This is a genomic window from Alteromonas sp. ABH4_456 (assembly GCF_056160645.1).
The window spans coordinates 296,030-321,527 of the sequence record NZ_JBSWXO010000002.1 but is presented as its reverse complement, the minus strand read 5'-3'; the positions used below and the strand labels follow the sequence as shown (position 1 = coordinate 321,527).

At 48.9% G+C, this 25,498-nt stretch carries 18 protein-coding genes; 11 read left to right on the top strand and 7 right to left on the bottom strand.

The features are described 5' to 3' along the window. The first annotated feature begins 83 nt into the window (after window positions 1-83). Window positions 84-2,816: a TonB-dependent receptor domain-containing protein gene (locus tag ACXAG2_RS04435; RefSeq protein WP_474864846.1), complete on the top strand. Its 2,733-nt coding sequence runs from the start codon at window positions 84-86 to the stop codon at window positions 2,814-2,816. Window positions 2,817-2,837: 21 nt separating this feature from the next. Here ACXAG2_RS04435 and ACXAG2_RS04430 read toward each other — a convergent pair whose 3' ends face one another. Continuing rightward, window positions 2,838-4,148: a DUF5690 family protein gene (locus ACXAG2_RS04430; RefSeq protein ID WP_474842037.1), complete on the bottom strand. Its 1,311-nt coding sequence runs from the start codon at window positions 4,146-4,148 to the stop codon at window positions 2,838-2,840. Window positions 4,149-4,220: 72 nt separating this feature from the next. Further along, on the bottom strand, window positions 4,221-4,976 hold the full coding sequence (locus ACXAG2_RS04425; protein WP_474864844.1) for a DeoR/GlpR family DNA-binding transcription regulator: 756 nt from the start codon (window positions 4,974-4,976) through the stop codon (window positions 4,221-4,223). Between the two features lie 200 nt (window positions 4,977-5,176). Between ACXAG2_RS04425 and ACXAG2_RS04420 the strand changes: the two genes are divergently transcribed. From ACXAG2_RS04420 to ACXAG2_RS04405, 4 genes are all read left to right on the top strand, one after another. Then, the gene (locus tag ACXAG2_RS04420) at window positions 5,177-7,513 is read left to right on the top strand and encodes a TonB-dependent receptor (protein ID WP_474864842.1); all 2,337 of its coding nucleotides are present in this window, start codon (window positions 5,177-5,179) and stop codon (window positions 7,511-7,513) included. 92 nt (window positions 7,514-7,605) lie between these two features. Beyond that, window positions 7,606-9,633 (top strand): phosphocholine-specific phospholipase C, encoded by a 2,028-nt coding sequence (locus tag ACXAG2_RS04415; protein ID WP_474864840.1) that lies wholly within the window; start codon window positions 7,606-7,608, stop codon window positions 9,631-9,633. Window positions 9,634-9,648: 15 nt separating this feature from the next. Beyond that, window positions 9,649-10,329, top strand: a complete 681-nt coding sequence (locus tag ACXAG2_RS04410; RefSeq protein WP_474864838.1) for an HAD family hydrolase — start codon at window positions 9,649-9,651, stop codon at window positions 10,327-10,329. 164 nt (window positions 10,330-10,493) lie between these two features. Then, on the top strand, window positions 10,494-14,066 hold the full coding sequence (locus ACXAG2_RS04405; protein ID WP_474864836.1) for an FG-GAP-like repeat-containing protein: 3,573 nt from the start codon (window positions 10,494-10,496) through the stop codon (window positions 14,064-14,066). 114 nt (window positions 14,067-14,180) lie between these two features. On the opposite strand, the gene ACXAG2_RS04400 is transcribed toward ACXAG2_RS04405, so the two are convergent. Both ACXAG2_RS04400 and ACXAG2_RS04395 read right to left on the bottom strand, forming a co-directional pair. Next, window positions 14,181-15,827, bottom strand: a complete 1,647-nt coding sequence (locus ACXAG2_RS04400; RefSeq protein WP_474864834.1) for a sensor histidine kinase — start codon at window positions 15,825-15,827, stop codon at window positions 14,181-14,183. Between the two features lie 5 nt (window positions 15,828-15,832). After that, the gene (locus tag ACXAG2_RS04395; protein ID WP_474864832.1) at window positions 15,833-16,657 is read right to left on the bottom strand and encodes a phosphate/phosphite/phosphonate ABC transporter substrate-binding protein; all 825 of its coding nucleotides are present in this window, start codon (window positions 16,655-16,657) and stop codon (window positions 15,833-15,835) included. Between the two features lie 164 nt (window positions 16,658-16,821). Here ACXAG2_RS04395 and ppiC point away from each other — a divergent pair, with 164 nt between their 5' ends. From ppiC to ACXAG2_RS04365, 6 genes are all read left to right on the top strand, one after another. After that, on the top strand, window positions 16,822-17,100 hold the full coding sequence (gene ppiC, locus ACXAG2_RS04390; RefSeq protein WP_070123477.1) for a peptidylprolyl isomerase PpiC: 279 nt from the start codon (window positions 16,822-16,824) through the stop codon (window positions 17,098-17,100). Between the two features lie 579 nt (window positions 17,101-17,679). Continuing rightward, on the top strand, window positions 17,680-18,831 hold the full coding sequence (locus ACXAG2_RS04385) for an NAD(P) transhydrogenase subunit alpha (protein ID WP_474848547.1): 1,152 nt from the start codon (window positions 17,680-17,682) through the stop codon (window positions 18,829-18,831). Between the two features lie 2 nt (window positions 18,832-18,833). Further along, complete coding sequence (locus ACXAG2_RS04380) at window positions 18,834-19,118, top strand: NAD(P) transhydrogenase subunit alpha part 2 (RefSeq protein ID WP_119503053.1); 285 nt, start codon at window positions 18,834-18,836, stop codon at window positions 19,116-19,118. Between the two features lie 12 nt (window positions 19,119-19,130). After that, the gene (locus ACXAG2_RS04375; protein ID WP_119503052.1) at window positions 19,131-20,519 is read left to right on the top strand and encodes an NAD(P)(+) transhydrogenase (Re/Si-specific) subunit beta; all 1,389 of its coding nucleotides are present in this window, start codon (window positions 19,131-19,133) and stop codon (window positions 20,517-20,519) included. Between the two features lie 397 nt (window positions 20,520-20,916). Further along, a complete protein-coding gene (locus ACXAG2_RS04370) occupies window positions 20,917-21,603 on the top strand; it encodes a hypothetical protein (protein ID WP_474864830.1) in 687 nt (228 codons plus the stop codon). A 232-nt stretch (window positions 21,604-21,835) separates the two neighbouring features. Next, window positions 21,836-23,020, top strand: a complete 1,185-nt coding sequence (locus tag ACXAG2_RS04365) for an FAD-dependent oxidoreductase (protein WP_474864828.1) — start codon at window positions 21,836-21,838, stop codon at window positions 23,018-23,020. A gap of 63 nt (window positions 23,021-23,083) precedes the next feature. On the opposite strand, the gene ACXAG2_RS04360 is transcribed toward ACXAG2_RS04365, so the two are convergent. From ACXAG2_RS04360 to ACXAG2_RS04350, 3 genes are read right to left on the bottom strand one after another with little or no spacing between them, the layout of a single operon-like run. Continuing rightward, the gene (locus ACXAG2_RS04360; RefSeq protein ID WP_474864827.1) at window positions 23,084-23,692 is read right to left on the bottom strand and encodes a Crp/Fnr family transcriptional regulator; all 609 of its coding nucleotides are present in this window, start codon (window positions 23,690-23,692) and stop codon (window positions 23,084-23,086) included. Beyond that, complete coding sequence (locus ACXAG2_RS04355) at window positions 23,661-24,584, bottom strand: DMT family transporter (protein WP_474864825.1); 924 nt, start codon at window positions 24,582-24,584, stop codon at window positions 23,661-23,663. Before ACXAG2_RS04355 ends, ACXAG2_RS04360 begins: the two co-directional genes overlap by 32 nt. Then, on the bottom strand, window positions 24,584-25,420 hold the full coding sequence (locus ACXAG2_RS04350) for an arylamine N-acetyltransferase family protein (RefSeq protein ID WP_474864823.1): 837 nt from the start codon (window positions 25,418-25,420) through the stop codon (window positions 24,584-24,586). Before ACXAG2_RS04350 ends, ACXAG2_RS04355 begins: the two co-directional genes overlap by 1 nt. Between the last annotated feature and the right edge of the window lie 78 nt (window positions 25,421-25,498).

Sequence of the window (25,498 nt, the reverse complement as noted above, 5' to 3'; positions counted from 1 at the left end):
TCAACTTTCTGCTCTCTGCGCTGATACCCGGCTGTAGCGTCGACGGGCCAAACTGATTTTCGAACACACAACCCGGAGTTTTTATGACTATGAACACGGATGTAAGGCCGAATCGCCGCTTGACTAAGCTGGCGCTCACAATCAATCTTTCGTTATTCGCGAGTCTGGGCTCTGCTGGCGTATATGCGCAGGAAGCTGCCAGTGATGATGCAGCAGATGTTGAAGTGGTCAGCGTCACAGGTACGCGAATCCCCAGAGCAGAGGTAGTGGCTACGAGCCCTGTGACTTCCATTGATGAATTCCAGCTTCAGCTCGACCGTGCAGTAAACGTTGAAGACATTATTTTCAAACTGCCCCAGGCGCCGGGTGACGGTGCCAGTGGCAGTTCAGCCACCACCATCGACTTACGTGCATTGGGCCAGAACCGGACGCTTGTTCTGCTGGATGGTACCCGGGCAGTGCCTTTCGGCTTCCGTAATGCTGTTGACGTGAATGCTATTCCGGCCGGACTTATTAAGCGGGTAGACGTGCTGACCGGCGGCGCGGCAGCCGTATATGGCGCAGATGCCGTGTCTGGTGTGGTTAACTTTATTCTCGATGATAACTTCTCCGGGATGGAGTTCTCTACCAGCTACGAATTTCCCGATGGCGGCGCTGAGCAGTTCAATGCTGAAGCGGTATTTGGTGGCGATATACTCGACGGTAAAGGTCACCTGACTGGCTTTGTCAGCTACTCCGACCGGGATGCCCTGCTGGCCGGCGAGCGTGATTTTGCCATGCTCAACAGCACCAGTGTGGTTAACACGGGCGGTTATTACACCGATGTGGCCAGCGGCAACAGTTTCGGCATCGCTGATGACGGCAACATCACCGGAGAGATGAACACCAACGATGTGACCGCAGCGTCGTATCTGGTATCGCCGATGACCCGTAAATCAACCGGCTTATTCTGGGACGTTGATCTGCATGACAATGTGACTTTCTACGGCCGCGCTATGTACTCTCAGGTTGAGGTAATGTCAGCAGGCAGTGTGGGTCAGACGCCGGTTTCTGTGAATGAGACGGTTACCCTGACCACGGACAACCCTTACATTACTGACGATATCGCCAGCCGCCTGACCTTTGATGACAATGGTGAGGCTCAGGTGACGGTGAACCGTAATTTGGGTCTTGGCCTTCAGCGCACCCGGACTATGCGTGACACGGTGCAGTTCCAGGCGGGCTTTAAGGGTGATATCACCGATTATCTGCGTTACGACGTTTATGCCCAGCATGGCAAGACCGAAGAAACCGATAAGGTTTTTGGCAGCGGTTATGACACCAGCGCGTCGGGCAGCAGCACTTTTGCCGCCATCGCCAATACCGTGGATCTATTCGATCCGTCAGTAGCGCTCAGCAGTTTAGAAACCACTCTGATTTATCATGATCGCGAGCGCACGCAGAACGTGGCCGCCATCACTTTCTCCGGTGAATCAACGCCGCTGTTTGAATTGCCGGCAGGGCCGGTAAGCTACGCCATCGGCTATGAGTATCGTCGTGAAGCCGGTGTGCAGATGCCGGGCGACGCGTTCCGCCTCGGCACCACTTTCTCATCCAGCAGTTCAGCAGAAATAGACGCCAGCTTCTACAGCAGAGAAACCTTTGCCGAGGTGCTGGTGCCCCTGCTCGCCGACATGCCCTTCGTGCAGCAGCTGGATTTTGAGGGTGCATACCGCATTTCCAGCTATTCCAATACGGATGCTGACAACACTCACAAGCTGGGTCTGAACTGGTCGGTGAATGATGACTGGCGTCTGCGCTGGACTCGTCAGTCCGCCTTCCGTGCGCCTAACCTTGGCGAATTCGCAGGGCCGGTTTCCGGTTTGTCTCTGGCCTTGTTTGACCCGTACAGTGACCAGTTTATCAGCCGTCTGGCGGGACGCTTTGAGGGTGATCCCTGCTTGTTAGGTACCGGCGATGCCGATCAGTGTGCCCGCTACGGCGCACCGGCAGTGGGAACTGAGTGGGATTCCTCTACCGCGCTGTATACCTACGGTGGTAACCCGGATATCAAACCGGAGAAAGCGGATTCCACTACCATCGGTGTGGTTTATACACCGGAATACGTTGACGGCCTGGACGTGACCATTGACTGGTACAGCATTGAGATTAATGATGCTATCTGGGTTATTCAGCCAGCAGCGGCGCTGCAGAACTGTTATATCGATAACCCTGTTGCGGGCAACCCGTTGTGTGGCGCAGTGCTGCGTGATGAGGAAACTGGTTTTATCACTACGGCTCTGGTCAATGACTTCAACGTTAGTACCTTTATTCAGGAAGGTCTGGATATCTCTGCTCAGTATCAGTTTGCAGCGCCGGAAGCGATGGGTGGTGATTTTACCCTAAACTACTCAGCTAACCTGGTTACTGAAGCTAAGAAAAAGCTTGATCCGACCCTGCCATTTGAAGACTGTAAAGGCACCTATGGCACAGCCTGTACCGGTGACTACGCCAGCTCATTGCAGGCGGACTATAAGCATCGTCTGTCACTCGGCTGGGGGCTGGATGCCTGGAACGTGCAGGTCAGTTGGCGCCGGATTGGTGATGTGGACTATGCCAGCGACCGCAGTATCGGGATTTCCGCACAGAATTACATCGATGTGGCGGCCTCCTGGCAGGCAACCGGTGAACTGGAGCTGAGCGCCGGTGTGGACAACCTGTTCGACAAGGAACCGCCGGTTCCGTCTGCAGGCGCAACCCGCTTCAATACGGTCAGCGGTTATGATGTGGTGGGTCGTTCCATTGGGGTATCGTTGCGATATCGTCCGTCGCTGTAAGTCAATAGGTTGTCTCAACCGTTAAAAGGCGCGCCCGGGTGCGTCTTTTAACGTGTTGTGCGTTCCTCCCGCAAGCCTTCGCCTGAAAAAGGTCGCAGCCGATAGCATCAGCACCATGCCGATAATTGATACAAAATAGGCGCTGTCGATTAGAAAATGTACCCAGCTCACATCGCCTTCGAACCCACTTTTAAATAGTAATATCGCCACGCCTCCTGCATAGCCTGCTGCATCGGCAATGTAAATGAGGAATCCAGCATTGGCTCTCACATTGACCAAACAAACCAGTCGCTCAAAAACAATGCAGTTGAAAGGCACATAGGCCAAATAAATACTGACGGTCAGGCTTATCATCCAGCTAAGCCCTGAAAGTATACCTTGCTGGAAAAGCAACGAACTGACCCCCATGCCAACAAAGCCTGCAACAACCATGATGTGGTTCACCATTAACGCTCGAAAGTGATTGTTTATCCACATTACACAACCAAGGAGTGTAAGCACAACCAAAGAGGCGTAGATTGAGGAAACTGCGAATATGCCCGGTGCATCTCCGTATCCCAATTCTTGCCATAACTCAGTGGCAAAATTGTCACTGAAGTCGCGAATAGCAGAAAGTAACATGTAGGCCAGAGTTAAGCAGGCAAGGCCGGTGAAGTAGTAACTGATTAATGTTAAGCGATCATGGTGGGACATGGGCTGGCGTTTGCGTCGTTCACCAATATCTCGTGTTGACGGCGCTGGGGTGCTGGCCAGCCATCGAACGGACAAAAAAAGTGGCACAGTAAATAACAGACCGGTTGCTGCGGGCATCCAGTATTCGTTTACGCCAAGGTGGAGCATAATAAACAGTCCAGCCGATTTAACTACTCCCGTCGACACGATGAAGCTTACCGATAAAATGGCCGCAAGGATCTCTGTGGTGCGTCGACCTTCCAGGTAACTAAAAACGAGTCCCCAAATCATTCCTAATGGTAGTCCGTTGAAGAACAGCGCCACCCATTTAACGTCATCCGGGAGAAGGGCGAATGTAATGAGCGCGACTTGCGATGCCATGACTAGCAAGAGAATAGCTTTGCCCCGGTGGGCTGTGCTCATTTCTGCAATAACGCGAATACCAATAAATTTTGATACTGCATACCCCACCACCTGAGCAATAATAAGCACGCTTTTAAAGTCTAGACCGAATAATTCTTCTGCTTGTGCGTAATTCGCCACCGTAAAGGGTTTACGAAAGGCATACATACAAAAATAGGTACTGAAGGCGGCAACAGCAGTACTTAAAATAAAGACGATCTGTTCCTTTTTCCAACGAGGAAAAATGCGCTCACACATAAAAAGCGACCCCTTCTTACATTTCTGACGACAGGGTAACGGTAAAGTGTGAACAATTTATTGAGCCAGTAATTATCCTGTGCAAATTACCTCTACTTGTGAAGACGCTAGTGCTTTAATTAATATGTTTGATGGCTGTTGTTCACAAATGAGCGTGTCGACTTGTTCAAGCTGCGCAAATTGAACGGTGCCCGCAGCGTCAAACTTTGAGGAATCTGTCAGTACGATCTTTTTTCTGGCAAGCGTGAGTAAGGCACGCTTAAATTCAGCTTCTTCCGTACTGAAGTCCAGCCATCCACCTTCTGCACTCACTCCGCCCGTTGATAAAAAAAGAATGTCTGGAAAGTGGCGTTGAGCCTGACAAATTGCATCGATACCAAATGCGGCTCGATAATCCATATTCACCACACCGCCAATAATTACCAGGTTGAAGTCGGGCTTACCGGCAATTTCTCCAGCGACTTCTAAAGAATTAGTAATAACAGTGAGGTTCCTTTGTTTTGCGAGTGATTTTGCCAGCCAAAAGCTGGTGGTGCCGCTGTCTATAAATATTGTCATTCCGTCAGTGATGCACATTGCCGCCCTCTCGCCAATTCGCTTTTTACTCCCGGCATTGCGATTTACACGTTGGTAATAGGGCGGTTCCAACTGAGACGCAGGTAATCTTACTCCGCCATGAATTTTCTCAACCCTGCCAGCCGATTCTAATTGGCGTATGTCGCGGCGAATGGTTTCTTCTGATACATCAAACTGACGTGATAGCGCAGTAACGGTAAGAGAACGGTGAAGTTCTACTAATTCTAGAATTGCTGTTTGCCGGTCTGTCATGGTGTTGTCTCGAGTTTTTATCGAAGATAAGTATATGCACTTCCTTGAGGTACTCAAGTGAAAACCACATTAATCCACAAAATGTCACATCAATTCACACAAATTGTCACATTATTTCCTTACTCTCAGCCTCATCGACCTATCGGGCTTGTCTTGCCCGACGTTCGCTTTTCACATAAAACCACACACAAGGAAACGAAATGAAAAAGCTTAACTGCTTTGCCCTTTCACCATTATTGCTCGCAATGGCAGGTCCTTCAGTACTTGCAGAAGAAGCACCAGAAAAAGAAAAACAGCAAACCGAAGAGATCGTTGTCATTGGTCAGAAGCAAACCTTTGCATCTAATACCGTCTCGATGGACATGATTTCCCGCCGTCCAGCCAACGCTTCAGTGAATACTGTTGTGCAGGAGTTACCGGGCGTGATCGTTCAGGAAGCGGACACATTTGGGTCATCTGACTGGATGACCAACATTCGCATGCGTGGCTTTAATACCAGCAATGGACAAATTGGTACCACTTTAGATGGTTTACCAAATGGCGGCTCCGGCTACGGTGGTGGTAGCAAAGCGAATAAATTCATCGACGTATTCGATTTAGAAACCGTTGAGGTAAGTCAGGGAACTGCTGATATCAGTTCGCGCTCAAATGAGGCGCTAGGCGGTACGCTAAACTTCATCACAACTGATCCACTAATGGATGAAAATGTTAGTGTTTACTACATGGCCGGGGACCAGGATGCACGCAAATATCGCTTCCGTTACGATTCAGGAGAGGTGTTTGAGAATACCTATTTCTTTATCAGTGGTTCATCTGCAGAAAACAAAGATGTGTGGGACAATGAAGCGGTTACTGAAAAAGATTATTTAACAGGAAAGCTTATTAGCGATATCAACGGCTATAACCTTACTGCCTTTGCCACTTTTAACGACTCTAACGAAAACGAATATGAGTATGTATCGCTGGAAGATTACTATGAAAACCCGCGTCATGATGCACTTCATGCTAACTGGACGGGCATTCCTGGACTAGATGAAAACAACAGAAATGGCTGGCGAGCACTACGAGAAAATAAATTTTACAGCCTGAAGTTAGACAAAGACTTTGGCGATTTCGCTTTTACTACATCTGCTTATTTTCATCGCATGGATGGTCGTGGTGATTGGATCCCGCCTTACGTCACTGATGTGGATGGCGATGGTACATTAGAAGCCGAATTATCAGGAAATACCATTTACGGTGATTACGAAGGCGATGATATCTATTATGTCAATGCTGGTACCACTACACCAGGCACTTTGATTGATAGTTGTGAAGGACGTTATGGATTAAGTGCAGCACAAGATCCCAACTGTTATGAAGGCAATGTAGAGCCGGTGAGTTCGTATCGTACTTCAAACTATAGTAACCGTCGCTTCGGTTTAAATGGGGATATATCTTACGATTTCGTAACGGGTTCGGTGGCGCATACCGTGCGTGCGGGTATTTGGTATGAATATTACGATGCCGACGTTACACGACAATGGCACCTTATTAATAATCCTGAAACCAGTGTTGAATTTAGTCAGACTCCTTACTGGGTGCAATACAAAACAGAATCTAACACCAAAGAGCTCATGTATTACATTCAGGAAAACCTGGAAGTCGGGCCTTTGGCTGCCAGTGTCGGTGTGAAGCAATATCAGGTTGATACTCAAGTCGACCATTTCTACAACGATGATCGCACCGCGAATTTGGATAACACGTCAGACCCTCTGCTGTACGTTGGCGCGACATACACTACGCCCCTTGATGGTCTGGAAGTTTTTGCCGGTTATTCAGAAAACTACAAATCAATCACGCCGGGGATCATTGACTCGGGATTATCGAACAATGAATTGGGGACTATCGACCCTGAAACCTCCGACAATATTGAAGTGGGTTTTCGCTATAACAACCGCGACTTTAATGCTGCTGTGACCTTATACGACATCAAGTTTGATAACCGCATCGTACAACTGGATACCAGCGTGCTTGATGGCATAGACTACAAGGAAGAAGTGGATGGCTCGTACATAAATGCAGGTGGTCAGAAAAGCAGAGGTATGGAACTATTGGCTTCTTATCAGCTAACCGGAGCACTGCGGTTGTCTGGATCTTACACGTATGACGATTCCGAATACCTGGGGACAGGGGATGCAGGTCTGGATGCTGACTCGGGCATTGTGGCGGGCAATCAGGTGTACGGTGGCCCTGAAACCTTCTACTCGTTAGCACTTGATTATATGGGCGATGCGATGAGTTCGGGTTTGTCATTAAGACATATCGGTGACCGGTTTATTAATTTTGAAAATAGTGCGTCCGCGCCAGCTTACGATGTTGTAGATGCATACATTGGCGCAGATTTTGTGAATGTAACGCCACAACTTAAAGAAGTGCATGTTCGCTTGAACGTTAATAACTTACTCGATCGCGAGTACATCATAGGCGTAGGCACGAACAGCGTTTATCCTGGATCTCCGCGCACAGTGTCCTTGACAGTTGGTGCAGACTTCTAATTTTTAGCATCAATGCTGTCATAAAGCATGACCACTATGCCCCTGTTTACCCCGCGGGGGCATATTTCTTCACTAATTATCAAGGTAATTTCATGGCCGACTTTAATCGCCGTCAGTTTATTGCCGCCGCTGGCGCCACCAGCTTGTTCGCTGCTTTTCCATCAATCGCACGGGCGTTGTCTATTCCTGCCAAGGTAAAAACCGGTACCATTATGGACGTAGAGCACGTTGTCATACTGATGCAGGAAAACCGGTCATTCGATCATTACTTTGGCACATTATCTGGTGTTCGAGGTTTTTCTGATCCGTATCCTGCCCCAGCCAAAAACTGGGAAAAACAGCAGAACAGGAATGTTTTTCTACAACGGAACACAACAAAAGAAGGGCCTGAATGGGTTACACCTTTTCCTCTAAATACCCGCCAGCATTTTGCTCACATGCGGGTACAAGGTACGCCGCACTCCTGGCCTGATGCACAAGATGCCTGGGACCATGGGCGCATGAGTCATTGGCCCGATGCCAAGTACTTACATGCTATGGGCTATTATGAGCGCGACGACATGCCGTTTCAATTTGCGCTGGCTGAGGCATTCACATTATGTGATGCGTACCACTGTTCATCGCAGACGGGTACTAACACAAACCGGCTATTTCTGTGGTCGGGAACGAACAATGGTGATGGTGATCAGGGAGGGCCCGCTATTGGTAATTCCCACGATAATTTGCCCGAAAATGGTGGGTATCCAGAAGCCTATACCTGGACAACTTACGTCGAACGACTGCAAGAAACTGGTATTAGCTGGACCATTTATCAAGACATGGCGGATAACTTTACTGATAATCCGTTGGTAGGATTTCACGCGTTTCAGGCCTCATATTCGGGCGCTGACGACAGTGAACCGGCGCTAGCACAGCGCGCACTCACCACAAGAGCGTTGGACCAACTACGCAAAGATGCCTCTAACGATAGTTTGCCTGAGGTCTCGTATATTATCGCTACAGCACAAGGGTCTGAGCATCCGGGTCCGTCAAGCCCGGCGCAGGGCGCTGCCTATATTGCAGATGTGCTGGATGCATTAACCGCAAACCCAGAGGTCTGGGCAAAAACTGCGTTATTTATCATGTTTGATGAAAACGATGGTTTTTTCGATCATATGCCTCCGCCGGCACCCCCTTCAAAAGAGCGCGATGGTACTTATGCCGGCCATTCTCAGGTTTCCACTGAAGGTGAGTACCATTTGCACTTTTCTCAAGCTGACAAAGATCTTGAGCGTGAGGATTTAATGGGTAACCCATACGGATTAGGCCCTCGTGTACCTGCATATGTTATATCGCCCTGGAGTCGGGGTGGCTTTGTATGTTCTGAGGTCATGGATCACACTTCTGTCATTCGTTTTCTTGAACAACGATTTGGTGTTAGAGAACCAAATATTTCGACGTGGCGACGAGCAGTTTGCGGTGATTTCACCAGTGCTTTCGATTTTGAAACGCCCAATAAATCGACACTTCCGACAATGCCAGATCCCAGAAGCGAAGCCCGCTTGGCTGCCGCACTTCCCGAGCGTACGGTGCCCATCATGCCGAAAGAATTTACAATACCAGTACAAGAAAAAGGCTTCCGTCCACAGCGGCCTAATCAGTACCGGCCTGCAGTATCACTCGGTGAGCAGGACAGTAATCTCCGCCTAACTTTTATGAATGAGGGAAGTAAAGCGATTGTTTTTCATCTTTACGATCGCTACAACTTAGATGCCGTGCCCAAGCGGTATACCATTGATCAGCATCAGCAGTTTACTGACACCATAGCGGCATCGGATGAACGTATTGATGTTCAGGTAATGGGACCAGAAGGCTTTCATCGTAGAATTAAGATGAAGAAGCAGCATTGGGCGCTATTTAGTCAACTCGTATTTGATGTGACGGCTGAAGATTGTGCAGTTACAGCGAAGGTTGACGGTATGACATTAACGCTGAATCATACTCAACCGTCAGCCCAGTCGCTTCCCCGGGACATGAAAGTGACTGTGCCGGTTGATAGCAACGGGCGGTACGATGTCACTGTATTTTTAGGTGGCAATAAAACTAGTTATATACAAATGGCGGGACGGCTTCCCGCCTGATAGTTCGGATCCAATATGCCCCAGTCTGAAATAGTCGTATTTGATTTAGATGGCACGCTCATCGACGCTGATTGTGCGCAGGAATGGTTGATATTTTTGCGGGAAAAGACATTTCCAGGAGCAGTTGAAGCCGAGTTAAATTGCGCTGCAATTATGAAAAACTACGACTCAGGTCGCATGGACATGCATGAATACATGCGTCATTGGGTGATGCCCATCAAAGGGATGTCGGTGTCAGACATTAATGACCTCGCCATAGAATTTGCTGAAACCTCCATTCGACAACGACTTTTTCCTGAAGGCGTCGCACGGGTGTCACGTCACCGGAAGGCGGGGGATACGGTTTTACTTATTTCTGCAAGTCCTTCACTTATTGTTCACCCCATTGCTGCAATGCTTGGCATAGAACATGTCATCGGTTTAAACGTACACATTCAACACCAACAAATTCAAAGTACGTTGATTAAACCGCTTAGTTACAGAGCGGGTAAACTCACATGCTTACAAAAATGGCTCTCTCAATATGGCCTGACGGGCTCGTCGCTGACTTATGCCTACAGCGATTCTATTAACGACAGATCGCTACTTGAATTTGCGCATACGCCGATTGTAGTAAATGGTGATAGGCATATCGCTGGCCTCGCTGAGCAGAATGCATGGCGCCAAGTTCATTGGCAGGTCCCAGCATTGGATTAGCAACATTTATAGAGAAATACGAGCTACTTAGCGAGAGATAGCGGCTTATTAGTCGAAAGATTAAGTCTTGACACATCCTTTACATTTTTCTCGACCGTCCAAATAAAAGACGCTAAATTAGCCGGACTTTGTAGTTGTAGTATCTAAAGTTCAAGGATGAAAACATGAATAACGTTGTACGTGTCTTTTCTCTTTCTGCGTTGGCGCTGGCTGTGTCTGCATGCGGTGGCGGCGGTGGCTCTGACAGCTCTTCCGGCGGCGGCACACAAACGCCTTCAAAAACGCCTGTACAGATCATTTCTGACGCACAATCTCATTCCAAATCACAGTTAACCACAGCTGCAAAAACGCAGGCTGATACCCGTTATAGTGGTGAGTCCGGCAAGGCAGAGATAGATATTGCCCTGGCCCAGCACGTGTACAGTGTATTGTTTGACGACAATATTCTCACTGTGCCTGATATCGGTGAACACGATATTGAAAATGAACTCAGCAGTGACGGTTCAATTAACAGTACTCTTCAGTGTGATGAAAGCGGTACAGTAAAATACACTGGGAAGTTTAATGACAACGGTACCGGTAAGTTGTCCATGGATTTCAGTGATTGCCAGTCTTACTACAACAGCTTTGCGTTGTCCGGAGTGGCGGCGGTTTCTATTGATGTCGTCACCGACAGCAAAATGGAATACACCCTGTATTTCTCCAATCTTAACTGGGAAGACGACGTCCCGGTGTCTATGTCAGGCCTGATCACCTTCAGTGATTCATTTTCAATGCAAACCGGTGTGACGACGTCGGTCAGTGAGCAATATGTGAGTGCTACGGTTGGCGATGAAAGCTATCTGATTGATGCCAGCATGACCACCAAAGATGACTGGGAGTCGCCAGAACTCAGGATTGAAGGCCGTGTCAGTGTGGGGTCTGAAGGTTATGTAGATGTGTCGCTGGATACTGACGAGCTGGATATGCCGTACTTTTACGGCAGTACCGTTGTGTTCAACGACGGTGAAGCACAGCTGAAGTTCTTGCAGGGTATGGTGATGTACACGCAGGATCTCGATAATGACGGCGAGGCGGATGCCGGTAAGTACTTTGAAAGTGTATACGGCTTCGTTACAACACCGGTAAGTGATACTGATTTATATAATCTCGCTGAAATCTCTTTAACACCCTATGTAGAGTCGCCTTATCTGCAAAATTCTGAAGGGCTGTCTGTGGCACAGGACATTGTTGTGCTGCCCGGTAATTATTACGACCTCGATACCCAGGATGAAGATCTGACGGTCAGTTACAACTGGTATCTGAACGGCAAATTGCTTGAAGGCGTTCACGGTAACACGCTGCCTGCATACTCAGTGACGGTTGATCAGTGGCTTGAAGTGTCCATGGTGGTGTCTGACTCAATCAACACGGTGGAGTCCTATCCCATCAGTATCTATGTGGAAGATACTCCTGCGGTTGTTACGGTTAGTAATGTGCCGGAAAATGTCCGTGCCGGCGATACCATTACCTTCTCATTATCACTGACCGATGCAGATGTACCTGGCAATGAAAACCTGGCGGCATTGGCGAGTGCGCCTGAGGGGGCAACGTTTGCTTCGGACGGCACGGTGACCTGGGTTGTACCGGACAATCAGCTTTTCAGTCAGATGGTGTATTCCTTCGGTGTGAGCAACAGTCAGAACCCGAATAACACCATTGAGGAATACTTTGAAATGACGGTGAATGCCGATGAGGAGCTGCCGTTGTTCCGTTCTGGCGTAGAAGTGCCTCACCGGAATAATTCCCAGTGGGTGGCTGATTTTGATGGCGACGGTAGCAATGAATTGTTGGGAACAGACAATGGCTCACGGGTATTTTTACTGACGCTGGTTGATGGTAAATATCAACAGAAATGGGCATATCCCTACGCGCTGTCTGATGAACAAAATATTCAGCAGGTATTGCCCGCAGATATGGACCAGGACGGTACACCTGAAATTTTAGTTATCACTGAAAAAACCTTCTGGCTGATTGATGATTTAACTAAAGATGCACGGGTTTTACTGGAAACCGACGATTATTTCAGTGAAGCGTTACTGGCTGATACCGATAACGATGGCGTCAATGAACTGATTTATTCTGTTAAAAATGCTGATTACGACGCCAGTGAAACAACCATTTTTGTGAGTGAGTTGGGAAGTGAGCTGGTCACAACACTCAGCTTCAGCACGAACAACTTTCAGACAATCGCTGCCGGTAACGTGGATGCCGACAGTAATGTAGAGCTGATTATGAACACCGGTCTGGTGTACGACCTGACCACTGGTGCGAATGAATGGTTTTTCGGCTCCGGATTTGGTAGTTCATTTGTTACAGTTGGCGACCTCAACGGGAATGGTATCGATGAGATCATTGGTGCCGGTGCCTGGGATGCGCTTTACGTGTATTCCGCTGTTGATAAATCTCAGCTGGCGTCATTGTCGCTTGACGATACCTGCGATATGCATGCATACAATCTCTACGATGATGCGACAGATGAGATCGTGGTGAGTGATTGTCAGTGGGGCAATGTAACTGCGTACACTCTTAACGGCAGTAATCAGCTGGATACTGTATGGCAAGTCGGGCTGCAGGACCATGGTTCCTCATCGCTTACCATGGGTGATATCGACAACGACGGCAGTGCGGAAATCTTATGGGGTTCGGGCACCAGCAGTTCCGGTGCAGACCGCCTGATCACTGCGGACTACACTGCCGGTGGCGCAACGGTAAAAGAAAATACCACCGGTGTTCAGCTTGACCATTTCTATGCTGCGGGCTGGTCTGAAATCACTTCCGGTGATGAGCGCGCCGTGTTCTTTGTGCCCAGTACTGAAAGCGGTTATGACGGCTCCGTTATCGTTACGCTCACCGGCGATGGCACCATAACTGTGGGTGAAGAGCTGTCTACTAACTGGGACCACAGTACTCAGGCGGTGACAACTGATTTCAATAACGATGGCGCGGGGGATATTTTCCTGCCTCTGACTTCCCTGTATGACGGCGCATTCGGTGCGGTGCAGTTAAGCGATATGTCAGTTCAGTATTCCATTGACGGTGACTACGACAGCACTATCGGCAAGATAATGGCCATAGACGTCAACGGCGACGGCTATGAGGATGCGGTCTATCAGGACGGATCGGCGATTAAGGTTGTTGACATTCAGAATCAGCTGCTGGTGGCATCGTATACCAGCCCTCAGGGAGTCAGTGATTTTGATGCGGTATTTATTGATGATGTACTGAATCTGGTCGTGACCAGCGGTTACCAACAGGTACAGTTGCTGACGCTGGGAAGTAATGCATTTATCACCGGCAGCTCGTATGACATTGAATGTCCGCAGGTACTGTTTACCGGCGGTGAAAACAGCCGTCAGTTTGTTTGTTCCGGTGGTAACGACGAGGAAATGAACATGCTGGCATTTTCAGACAGTGGTGTGGAACTGGTGGGGGAATACAACTTCCCGTTTGAGATCACCGGTATGATTGTGGACCCTGTTACCCCGTCTAACATGCTGGTGGTAACCGGCGATGACAGCAGTTGGTACAGCTCTCATTCTGTTCTGCGCAGCATCGCAACTAATGGCAATATTGTCTGGTCCGGTCCGAAATTGAACGGCAGAGCAGGCAAAGGTGCGCTGCGTGCCCGACGCTCTGAATCCGGCGATTTAGAAGTTATGCTTGGTACGTCAGCAGGGATGTACTTGATCCACTGATTGATGAGGGCGTTCAGGTGAATTCAGATACCTGTTTTCACCTGAGTTCAGATCATCCCGGCTGTGAGGAAGTTGCCACGGTTATTCCGTGAACCCTGCCGGAGCGCTCCTGCTTTATGCTGCGCCGTAAACAGGTAAGGTCAGCGTAAATTCAGTACCGGTATAGAGCTCGCTTTCAACGCTGAGCATTCCTTCGTGCTCTCTCGCAATTTCATACGAAATAGAAAGGCCCAGGCCAGTACCCGTATCTTCGTCTTTGGTGGTGAAGAAAGGATTGAATATCTTCTGCAAGTTTTCGTCTGAAATCCCGCAGCCATTGTCACGGACGATAAGTTCTACGGTGCCGTTGCTGTTTGCTCTGGTGCGCACTTCCAGCTTACCTCGCCGCCCGGTTTCTTCAATTGCCTGCGCGGCGTTAATCAGCAGGTTGGTAATAACCTGAGAAATTTTGCCAACGTTCATCATAACGCGGGGCAATTCGTCGTAATTAATGTCTACATCGCAGGCATATTTGAGCTTATTGTTCACCAGCGCTAATGTGGTTTTCACACAGTTATTCAAATCAAAAAGTTGCTTCTGATCCGTGTCGATTCTGGAAAATTGTTTAAGGCTGCTGACAATTTCTTCCACTCTCTGTAAACCGTGTTCAGATTCTTTGATGAGATGGGAAACGTCATTACTTATGAAATCCAGTGACTGGTAAGCCTGAGAATTCTTCAATGCAGCTAACTTTTCCAGTGCAACTTCATTGGCAGGTGCTTGTGTGACTTCCATCAGATCTCTGTAGAGTATTTCAAAACTGGCTAAATACTCTTTCAGCGTGTCGAGATTACTGCTGACAAATCCCACAGGGTTATTGATTTCGTGAGCTACACCGGCAGCAAGCTGACCCACTGACGACATCTTTTCTGCCTGAAGTAATTGCTGCTGGGTTTCTTTCAGCGATTTGTTTGACTGCGACAGCTCTTCATTTTTTCTGTTTAATTCTGTGGTGCGTTCGCGGACTCTGTATTCCAGAGACTGATTCAGATTAAGTATGGCATTTTCCGCTTCGGCTCTGCGGATATGTTCTTCTTCAAGGTGCGAGATTAAATGATTGAATACTGTTGCCAATTCTTCGAGCTCATCGTTGGTACGCACATTTACTTTAATATCTTCATATTTGTTTTCTTTTGAAGCCTGAATGAGTCTGCGGGCACCCTGTTGAAGAATGTTGATCTGCTTAGTCAGATAACTTCCGAGAAAATAGGAAAACAGCGCAACAAGAACCATTTCAATGACTGCGATGGTATAAGCCCACTGCTGAATGTCGCTCAGCGACGCTTTCACCGCCGCAATATCAATTCCAAGATCAATATAACCGTACAAGGTATCATCAACCATGATCGGGCGGCGGATATCGTAAATCCCGTCACTGGCCAGGCTGACAGACGTATCGGCCTGAAAGTCTGCGTTCAGTGATTGTTCGTTGCCACCTGATGCGAAGACTCTGCCGGAGGTATCAGTTATTTTGACGTAATGAATGTCGGAATCAGTAAGCAGTTCGTTGACATCAGCCTCAATGCCGGCCAGATCGAATGACAAAAATGCGTTTTTAGTTGTTGAATAAAACAGGTTAGCCGTTGTACTCGCGCGCTTTACCACCGCATCGTTAACCAGGTTGGTCAGCAGGTTAAAGGTTGTCGTCAGCAACAGTGCGAGCAATGTTGCCTCTATTAAGGCCACACCCAGTATTGTTTTTAATTTTAATGATATTCGCATAGGAACTACGGGTTCTCTTGCTGCAGTAAGTCTATGTTCAGCGCCCGGACGTCATCCCAGTCTGCAGAAAATGCTTCCGAGAATCCTTTCATTTTGAGACTGTTTAATGCGTCATTGCCTTTTCCGCCTGGCGTCATGGTTGTGAGAACATTCAGTAGTTGTCCGCGAACTTCCTCTGACAGCCGGGGATGCGTCGCTATGGCATGTGGCGTATAGGCCGGGCTTGACCAGAGCACTTTCAGGTTCTCTTTAACGTCGCCGTCTGTGGCTTGCAGAGACCGGAAAATCCCGCCTCCGGCCTTAAAGAATCCCCTCTTTACATTCAGATAGACGGAATCATGGGAATGCACATAAACGGGTGTAAAGTTGATACCTTCTTTTTGCATGGTCGCACGGGGAATAATACTGGCGGCAAAAGCGGCAGGGGCCGGAAAGGCGATTTTGGTGCCATTAAGATCAGACAATTGTGTAAAAGGACTGTCACGCGGCACAACGATGATGCCCTGAATGGTTTGATCTTTCTGGCGGACCAGCGCGCGGTAACCGGGATTTTTCTGAAAAACGACAAAGTGATAAGGGTTCATGTAAGCAATGTCGTATTTGCCTTCTGACAGTGCTTTTTCAAATGTCGGAATATCTTTCGCGGTTTCAAAGTGAAAAGTGTGTTCGGTCTCAGACCCGATATAGCTGAGCAAAGGTTGCCACGCCTCAGCGAGCTTTTTCGGCGAGTGCTGCGGAACAATGCCCACAGAAAAGGACTCAGCAGCAGCGGAATGTGATATGAGCATTAATAGTATTGCAACGACCCGCCTGACCAACAATTCAGACATATTTTTTCTTCTCCCGCCCCGTAACGTCCACTCGTGCCGTCATCACCATCGTCTTTCTGTAATTCTATAACAAAATATGATGATAGGGCATTGTGTGCAGAAATGCCTTTTTCGCCCCGCTTTCGTTATAATTCTCTGCATCACTTTTTATAAGAACATCTGTTATGGCTACCGCATCTGCTCTTCATATTCTGGTTAAGACCGAAAAAGAAGCCCTTTCCATTCTTGAACAACTGAAGAAAGGCAAAGATTTCGCCACACTGGCAAAGAAACACTCAACGTGTCCGTCGGGAAAGCGGGGCGGAGATTTGGGTGAATTTCGCCGCGGACAGATGGTGAAACAATTTGATGACGTAGTATTTAAAAAAGAAGTGCTTAAAGTGCACGGACCGGTAAAAACAAAGTTCGGCTATCACCTGATCAAAACCTTGTACCGCAGCTGATTTCAATTCAAGGTCTTCCCGAACCGGAAGACTATCCATTCCCTCAGTCGCTATCACATAATAAGTGCAGACGCACCATTCATGAGTAAAATGCTGAACCACAGGTGTGCATTTTGTTTGACAGTTGGTTGTTTTTTATTCTCCTCTGATCTGTTTCGTGTCATTTTCCCTGTTTAAAAGTTCCACAATTGAATGCTTTTATTGATTCTGTGAATGAGCATTATCTCGTCAATCATTTCACTTATTGGCAGGACCATAAATAGTCTGTTCACATCATAGACTTAGATATAGTCAAATTTTTATATAGCATAACTTATTGTATTTAATAATTTTTCGTTCTTTAAGCTCAAATTTTTCATTCGATAGTGTGTTTAAAATATTCTAAATATACAGGGAAGTTTGGCTAAACATTCAGCGCTAACTGACCCCTTGTATATTCCTTTTTGATATAAATATGTATATTGCCACCGGTGGCAATAGATATTAGATTTGGTTAACAATAAAAATTATAAATTAACAATGCGAGCACGCATGTGTTCGGATCATGAGTCTCAGTATCCCGTGCCTGAGGAGAACACATTGAAAGTACTGATATTAAATGAAGGACTCGAACAACAAGGTTACACAGAGAAGCGATGTGCGGTTTCGCCATCCAGTGTGAAGCGAATGGTGAAGCGAGGTATGACCGTGGTCATGCAACAGGGCGCTGGTGTTCTGTCAGGTTATGCGGACACAGAGTTTACTGAAGCTGGTGCTATGGTGGTTGAAGATGCCGGCGCTGCGCTTGAGGAAACGGATGCGTTATTGTGCGTGAATCGTCCTGTCGAAGCGGTATACGCCCGACTGAAACCGTCTGCCCTGGTGATTGGACACATTGACCCCTTTTTCCAGCAGGAATTAGTGGAATCACTGGCGGCGAAAAAACTGACCACTTTGTCGGTAGAAATGATCCCGCGTTCTTCCCGCGCCCAGAAAATGGATGCGCTGAGTTCGCAGGCGAGTCTGGCTGGCTATGTCATGGTGATGCAGGCTGCTACGCATCTGCCGGGCATTCTGCCAATGATGATGACGCCTTCGGGCACCATCAAGCCGGCGAAAGTTTACATTATCGGTGCCGGCGTTGCCGGTCTGCAGGCCATTGCAACTGCAAAGCGCTTAGGTGCCAACGTACTGGCATACGATACGCGCCCGGTGGTAGCCGAGCAGGTTGAGTCGCTGGGCGGTAAGTTCCTGAAAATTGATTTGGGTGAAACCGGCCAGACGAAAGACGGCTATGCCAAAGAGCTCACTGAAGAACAAAAGCAGAAGCAGCAGGATGCCCAGCGCGATGCCATTGCTGATTCTGACATTGTGATTACCACAGCGCAGTTGTTCGGACGCCGTCCGCCGCAGTTGATCAGCAAAGATACCCTTGCGCTGATGCGTCCGGGTAGCGTGGTTGTCGATATGGCTGCCACATCCGGTGGCAACGTGGAAGGCTCTGAAGCCGGTAAAGTGGTGACCGTGAACGGTGTCACTGTTATTGGTACCGGCAACTGGAGTCAGGCTGTGGCGAAAGATGCCACCGACATGTATGCCAACAATGTGTACAACCTGCTGGATGAATTTTTTGATGATGAATCGAAGCAATTCAACCTTAATCTTGAGGATGAGATCCTGGCAGGCTGCGTGATCACCCACGACGGGCAAATCACCAACGACATGCTTAAAAACGCTTATCAGGGGGCCTGATCATGGAAAATATCTATTTGATTTTTATTGTGCTGCTGGCGGCATTTTTAGGCTTCGAGCTTATCCGTAAAGTACCGGCTACGTTGCATACGCCGCTGATGTCGGGCTCTAACGCAATTTCAGGTATTACCCTGGTTGGCGCGCTGGTGGCTTCCGGTGCAGATAACGACGTGCTTACCACTGTGCTGGGTACCGCTGCGGTGGCACTGGCAAGCATTAACGTGGTGGGGGGTTACCTGGTAACCGACCGCATGCTTGGCATGTTTAAAAAGAAAGACAAGAAGTAAGGGGTCAGGAAGATGGAATCTGTAGCATTGATTATCAATCTGGCTTACGTACTGGCTGCCGGACTGTTTATTACCGGACTTAAATTACTGAGTCATCCTTCTACTGCCAGAAAAGGTAATCTGGTGTCTGCGGTGGGTATGCTGGTTGCGGTGGTGGTGACACTGCTTGATCACCAAATCATTTCCTACCACTGGATATTACTGGGCTTTGTGATTGGCGGCGCTTATGGAGCCTGGAAAGCAAAGTCGGTAGAAATGACGCAAATGCCGGAAATGGTGTCGTTATTTAACGGCTTCGGTGGTCTGGCATCGCTGTTGCTGGGCTGGGCGACCATCAGTCAGCTGGCCACGTTTGGCTTCATGGGGGCCACGCACTTTGTGCTGATTACGGTGATCCTCACGATTCTGATCGGTGGTGTTACGTTCTCCGGCTCGGTGATTGCCTGGGGCAAGCTGTCTGGCCGTATGGGGGCCAAAGCGGTTATTTTCACCGGTTTGCGTGAACTCAGTATTGCTCATCTGATTGGCTTTGTGGTGGTAGGTTATTTGTTCGTTACCGATCCGACAAATCTGATGTGGTTGTACGTGACTATCGCACTGGCGCTCAGCTTTGGTGTACTGGCGACCATTTCAATTGGTGGTGCCGACATGCCGGTGGTAATTGCACTGCTTAACAGCTACTCGGGTGTGGCAGCATCTGCGGCTGGTCTGGCGGTGGGCAACACGATTCTGATTGTTACCGGTCTGCTGGTTGGTGCATCGGGTCTGATCCTCACTAACATCATGTGTAAGGCGATGAACCGCTCGCTAATGAATGTACTGCTGTCAGGCTTCTCTAAGCCTGTGGAAGCGGCAGAGAAAATCGAAGGCGAAGTGAAAATTATGGCAGCGCAGGATGCATTCTATGTATTAGAAGCGGCTCAGGCTGTGCTGGTGATTCCGGGTTATGGTATGGCGGTTGCTCAGGCGCAACACGCGGTGCGTGAACTGCAAACCTTGCTGGAAGAAAACGGCTGTACGGTGGAATACGCTATTCACCCTGTAGCGGGCCGTATGCCGGGTCACATGAACGTACTGCTGGCAGAAGCGGATGTGCCTTACGATCAGCTGTATGAGATGGATGATGTGAATCCGCGTATGGAAAACTACGACGTAGCGATTGTTATTGGTGCTAATGACGTAGTAAACCCTGCTGCGAAAGAGATGAAAGGCAGTCCGATTTACGGTATGCCGGTAATCGAAGCTTATCGTGCAAAAACTGTGTTTGTACTGAAGCGCTCAGCCAACGCAGGCTTTGCCGGCGTCGACAACCCGCTGTTCTTCAAAGACAACACAAGAATGGTACTGGGTGACGCCAAAGACACCATCAACACCATCATCCGCGAATTCGGCGACGACTAAACGCTTTCGTGCGAAGGTGAGCCCTCCGGGATGGGAGCGGAGCTGTGTTTTCAAACACGCTGTAAACCCATCCCTGGGAGCTCGACAGCCGCGTCCCTGCGGCTGACGGTTTGAAAACACAGCTCCTTTTCCCATCGCGGGCTCACGCTTCCTGACTCTCAACTCTCAATTTAATACCCTGCGGCAGACGGTTTGGAAACGGAAGAGACTTAACCGCTGTCGGGGCACACTTTGTCTTACAGCCATCAGAAACACGCTGTAAACCCATCCCCGCGCTCACTTTTCCCATCAACCTCCCGTGAATATTGTAAGAAACGCGTAAGTCCTGAGATTCCTGTGCTGGATGGCGGTCAATGAAATAACACCGTGACATTGTTCAGAACTGGCAGGGGGCGAGATGATTATTTCTCACAAGTACCGCTTTATCTTTATCAAAACCCGCAGGACGGCGGGGAGAAGTATTGAAACTTATTTATCCTCTTTGTGTGATTGCCGTGATGTGTTTACGCCGGTTTTCCCGCCTGAACCGGGCCACCGGCCGCGTAATTATAAGCGTCGCTGGGATATCCGGTCTGAGTTGGGAGCTGCCGGGTACGCCGGCAAAGTACAGGCTGTGCTGGACTGGCTTGGGAAGCGTCCTTTCCGGAATCACTCTACGGCAGCGGAGATTAAAGCCAGGGTTAATCCGGAAATCTGGCGGGAATACACGACGTTCTGTGTAGACAGAAATCCATGGGAGAAAACGGTATCGCACTACAATACCTGCAGGCATTACCGCAATCCGCCGGGCGATTTTGAAGATTACCTGTCACGGGAAGAATATTGTTTTAACTACCCCAGCTACTGTGACCCTTCCGGGAATGTGCTGGTCGACAGGGTGTTGCATTATGAAAACCTGGAAGATGAACTGGCGGATCTGTTTGCCGCTCTGGGTGTGCCTTTCAGAAGGGGCGTGATTACTAACGCCGGCAGGATAGTCCGGCAGAGCAAACCGGATTACCGGGAGATATATACGGACAAACAGAAGGCCTTGATTGAGCGAGCATTTTCGCGGGAAATCGTATTGAACGGTTACCGGTTTTGATTTCCACTGCCGGCAATAAGCTTAAGGTTCGCAGTCATTGCGTCTGGTGGAGACGCAGTTTAATGCTCTGATTATCGTCATTTACCGGAAATTCAGGGCAAAGGTATTGCATGTTATTTAATCAAAGAGATATGCTGGCATTTAAGCTGGCAAAGAACAGCATGCTCTGAAATTTAGATATATTTCAATTTATTATCAATCTTTCCCCGGGACACGTTAATTTGGAGCAGCTATGCAAAGAAGACGTTTTCTACAGGGATCTGCGGGTTTAGCATCAAGTGTTGCGCTTGGCGCATGTGTTTCGTCCTCCCAATCTTCATCAGGTAAATTACACACCGGTTTACCGGTACAGATGCCACCACTTAAGCGCATTGAAGCCCGTCCTGACCGCATTATCACTATGAATGTGTGTACACGGCCATTTCGTGCTCAGGGGCCGAGAATTGAGCTGGAAAAGGCGGGGGCAAAGTCGATTGTTCATAACTACGGGCACGGCGGCAGTGGCTGGTCACTGTCCTGGGGGACCGCTGTACTGGCGGAATCTCTGGTCGCTGAGGCAATGAACAAAGAAATTGCGGTTATCGGCTGCGGTGCGATTGGCTTAACCACTGCGATCCAATGTCAGCGTGCAGGCTACAAGGTTAAAATCTACGCCAAAGAGCGTCCGCCGTATGTGCGCTCGTCATTTGCAACGGGGATCTGGTCGCCGGACTCCCGTATTGTAGATTTGGCCCATGCGGATTCGTTTGCACAAAAATGGGAAATGATGGCAAGAATTTCCTTTCGCCGGTACCAGACCTTATTAGGACTCACAGGAACGCCGGTAGAATGGACGACTATATTCCGTGCTTCAGATACGCCATTTTCAGAAACGGGGCACTACGAGGCGAAAGGTGAGCCTGCGTATCCGACTTTTGAACGGGATCTCATTGGAGATATCACGCCTCAGTCTTGGGATATCCCGGCTCATATGAATCCGTTCCCGGTACCTTACGTTCGTCGTTACCCGTTACTGATGTTTAATATCAGCGAGTATTCACGGGTACTGATGGGCGAGTTTATTCAAAATGGCGGTGAAATTGTGACGCGGGAACTGACCAGCCCGTCTGACTTTGCCAACTTCGATGAGAATACACTGGTAAATTGCACAGGTTACGGTGCCAGGGCCCTGTTGGGTGATGACAGTATCACGCCGGTCCGGGGACAAACCTGTAAGCTCATCCCGCAGCCGGAAGTGAAGTACGGCATTCAGTATTTCAATAAGCATGTATCTGTTTATCCGCGGCGCGACGGCTTACTGGTGCAGGCGGGTGGTGATCACGACTTTGGTAATCCGGCAGCCAATATCGATCCTGAAGAGTCGCTGAGCGCAGTGGCGCGCCTTGCAGATTTCATCGCCGCCATGAAGACGGTGTAATCTTCTCCCGTTGTCCGGAGAGAGCGTAACGGTGAAGCGCAGCCGGTGGCAACTTCACCGTTGTCAGAAGGTTTTCTCAGGGGATTCACTGTCATTCAACCTGGCGCGGATGCGGCTTAATGCTACCGGCGTTATTCCCAGATAAGACGCAATTTGTTGTTTGGTGAGTACGGTGTTCAGCTCGGGGAAATCGCTGCAAAAAGTCACGTAGCGGTGTGTTGCTGAGTGCTTCACCATCATGCTTTCTTTTTCTTCCTTACTGATAAAAATATCGGTAAGGAACAGCGCATAAGCCTGCATAAACGCCAGGTTATTCTTCATACTTTCAAAGAAAGATGGCCAGTGAAACGAAATGGCCACAGAGTCCTGCAGTGCTTCTATGGAAAATTGAGCCGGTAAACCCATTGTCATTGCGCGGGTCGAACCAACGATTCTGGGAGCTTTAGCCAGCGTCTGGGTATACTCCTTTCCCTCCTCTGACACACTGTAATACCGCACCAGGCCGGTGTTAAGAAAATAAACTCTGGTTGAACAGTCACCTTGTCTGAATAAGGTTTCACCTTTGGGAAGTACATGTACTTCCGGCGTTAAGTTTAAGCCCGACCAGTCTATGCCGGACTGATAATGTCCGAAGAAATCCTCAAGCTGTTTTCTCAGGCAAGCTTTGTCCATTTACGGCTCCCTTATGATTAAAACCGTTGTCGATCAGCACTAACGCAATGACAACCAGGCTACTGCCAGCAACAAATCCCGCTGATAAAAATAACGCTACCGGTGCGTTGATATTTTCATAGCAGGCCACCCAGACCGGAATGGTATAACTGATCCCGAGCAGACACCGCGCACCGCCCTGCGCCACAATACGCTGTTGCAGTACAAACGTTAAGAGCGTGGTAGCGATAGTAAGGTAACTAATCATCTGCCAGAAGGTGACGGCTTGCCATTGCACCTGAGATAAGTCTCCGGCAAGCAGTGTAAAAGGTAATAACCATAAGGTGCCGGCGAACATGATACGGTATGCGCCGCCAAATGCGGTGTACTGACCAAACCAACGCTGTACAGAGACAACATGTATCGCGAGCAGAATACATCCTGCCAGATAAATCGCATCCCCTGAATGCCATACCAGTCCACCGCTGCGTGTAGACAGCAACACGATAATAGCGCCGGCTGCGCCGCAAAGGTAGCCGAACCACTGACGGGAGGTGGTACGGATGGAAAAAAAGAGTCCGACAAGTGCGCCGAGAAACGGAACGAAGGTGTACATCACCGATGTGTTCAAGGATGTTGTGGTCTTCAAAGCGGTAAACAGGCAAACAAAGAATCCGGTCAGACTCCCGCTGACCAGGGCTAGTTGCGCACCCGCTTTCATTGACGAAATTAACGGGGCGGGATGACTTCTGCGGCCGGCAATATAAAACGGGGTCATTATGAGTAAGGCCAGCAGAAACCGCAGAAATGTCACCGGTAGTGGTGAGGCATAAGCGGTCACCTGTGCAGAGACAACAAAAGAGGATGCCATCAACCACGACCAGAGAATAGCCGGAAGCAACGGAGACTTCATCAGGATTGCTCCGGTGCAGCGGGTTGCCCGTCCTGATGTAAATGCGGTTGCACATAGCGCTCAAACAAAAAGTGGCATATTGCGGTATCCACCGGCAGTATGAAAACACGCTGCAGAATGTGGGTGAGTTGCTCTGCTGATGTCACCCGGGTTTCTTCTTGTCGCCCCTGAAATGTGCTGGTGAGGGTATGATTAATCAGCGCATGAGTTTGATCAGGTTTGTTGATACTGACCACTAAATTATTGACAAAAACAGCCTGCGGATGGGCGATGGAATATAAGTGGCCAGCGGTGCAATCCGCTTCCGAATAGACGGCGGAGTCAATACGGTAGAGCACGAAGGGGCAGCCTTCTTTAATCAACGCCACGTCGTATTCTCCGTTGGGGAGTGGTTTAATCGTGTATTGCCTGCTTCCGGTCTGCTGAATACCCTGTTCACTCAATTTAAGTGGCGCCTGAGGAACGGACGCTCCGAATCCGCAGTCAATCAGATAGTCTTCACCGTCGAGGGTTACCAGTGTTACCCGGTGAGTACGGGGTACATCGCGGATATGATTATTGAAGACGCGTCCCATCACCAGCCGGGTGTCGTAACCGAGCGAATCCAGACAATGCATAACCAGTTTATTGTGCTCAAAGCAGAAGCCGCCGGCTTTACGTGTAACCAGTTTGTGGAGAATGGCGCTGAGCTCCAGTGACAAAGTCTCGCGGAGCAACACACCAGTATTGTTAAACGAATAAGTGGCGACGTGACGTTCAACCAGTTTATTGAGGAAATCAACATCCGGCGTTTCCGGCGGGGTTAAACTGAGTTGTGAAAGATAGACATCGAACATTGTGAAGTACCTGTTTAAAGAGAGTAAGCCGTACTCTAAGGTATCGTTCAGATGATGAAATTAACCGGTGTTAAGTGT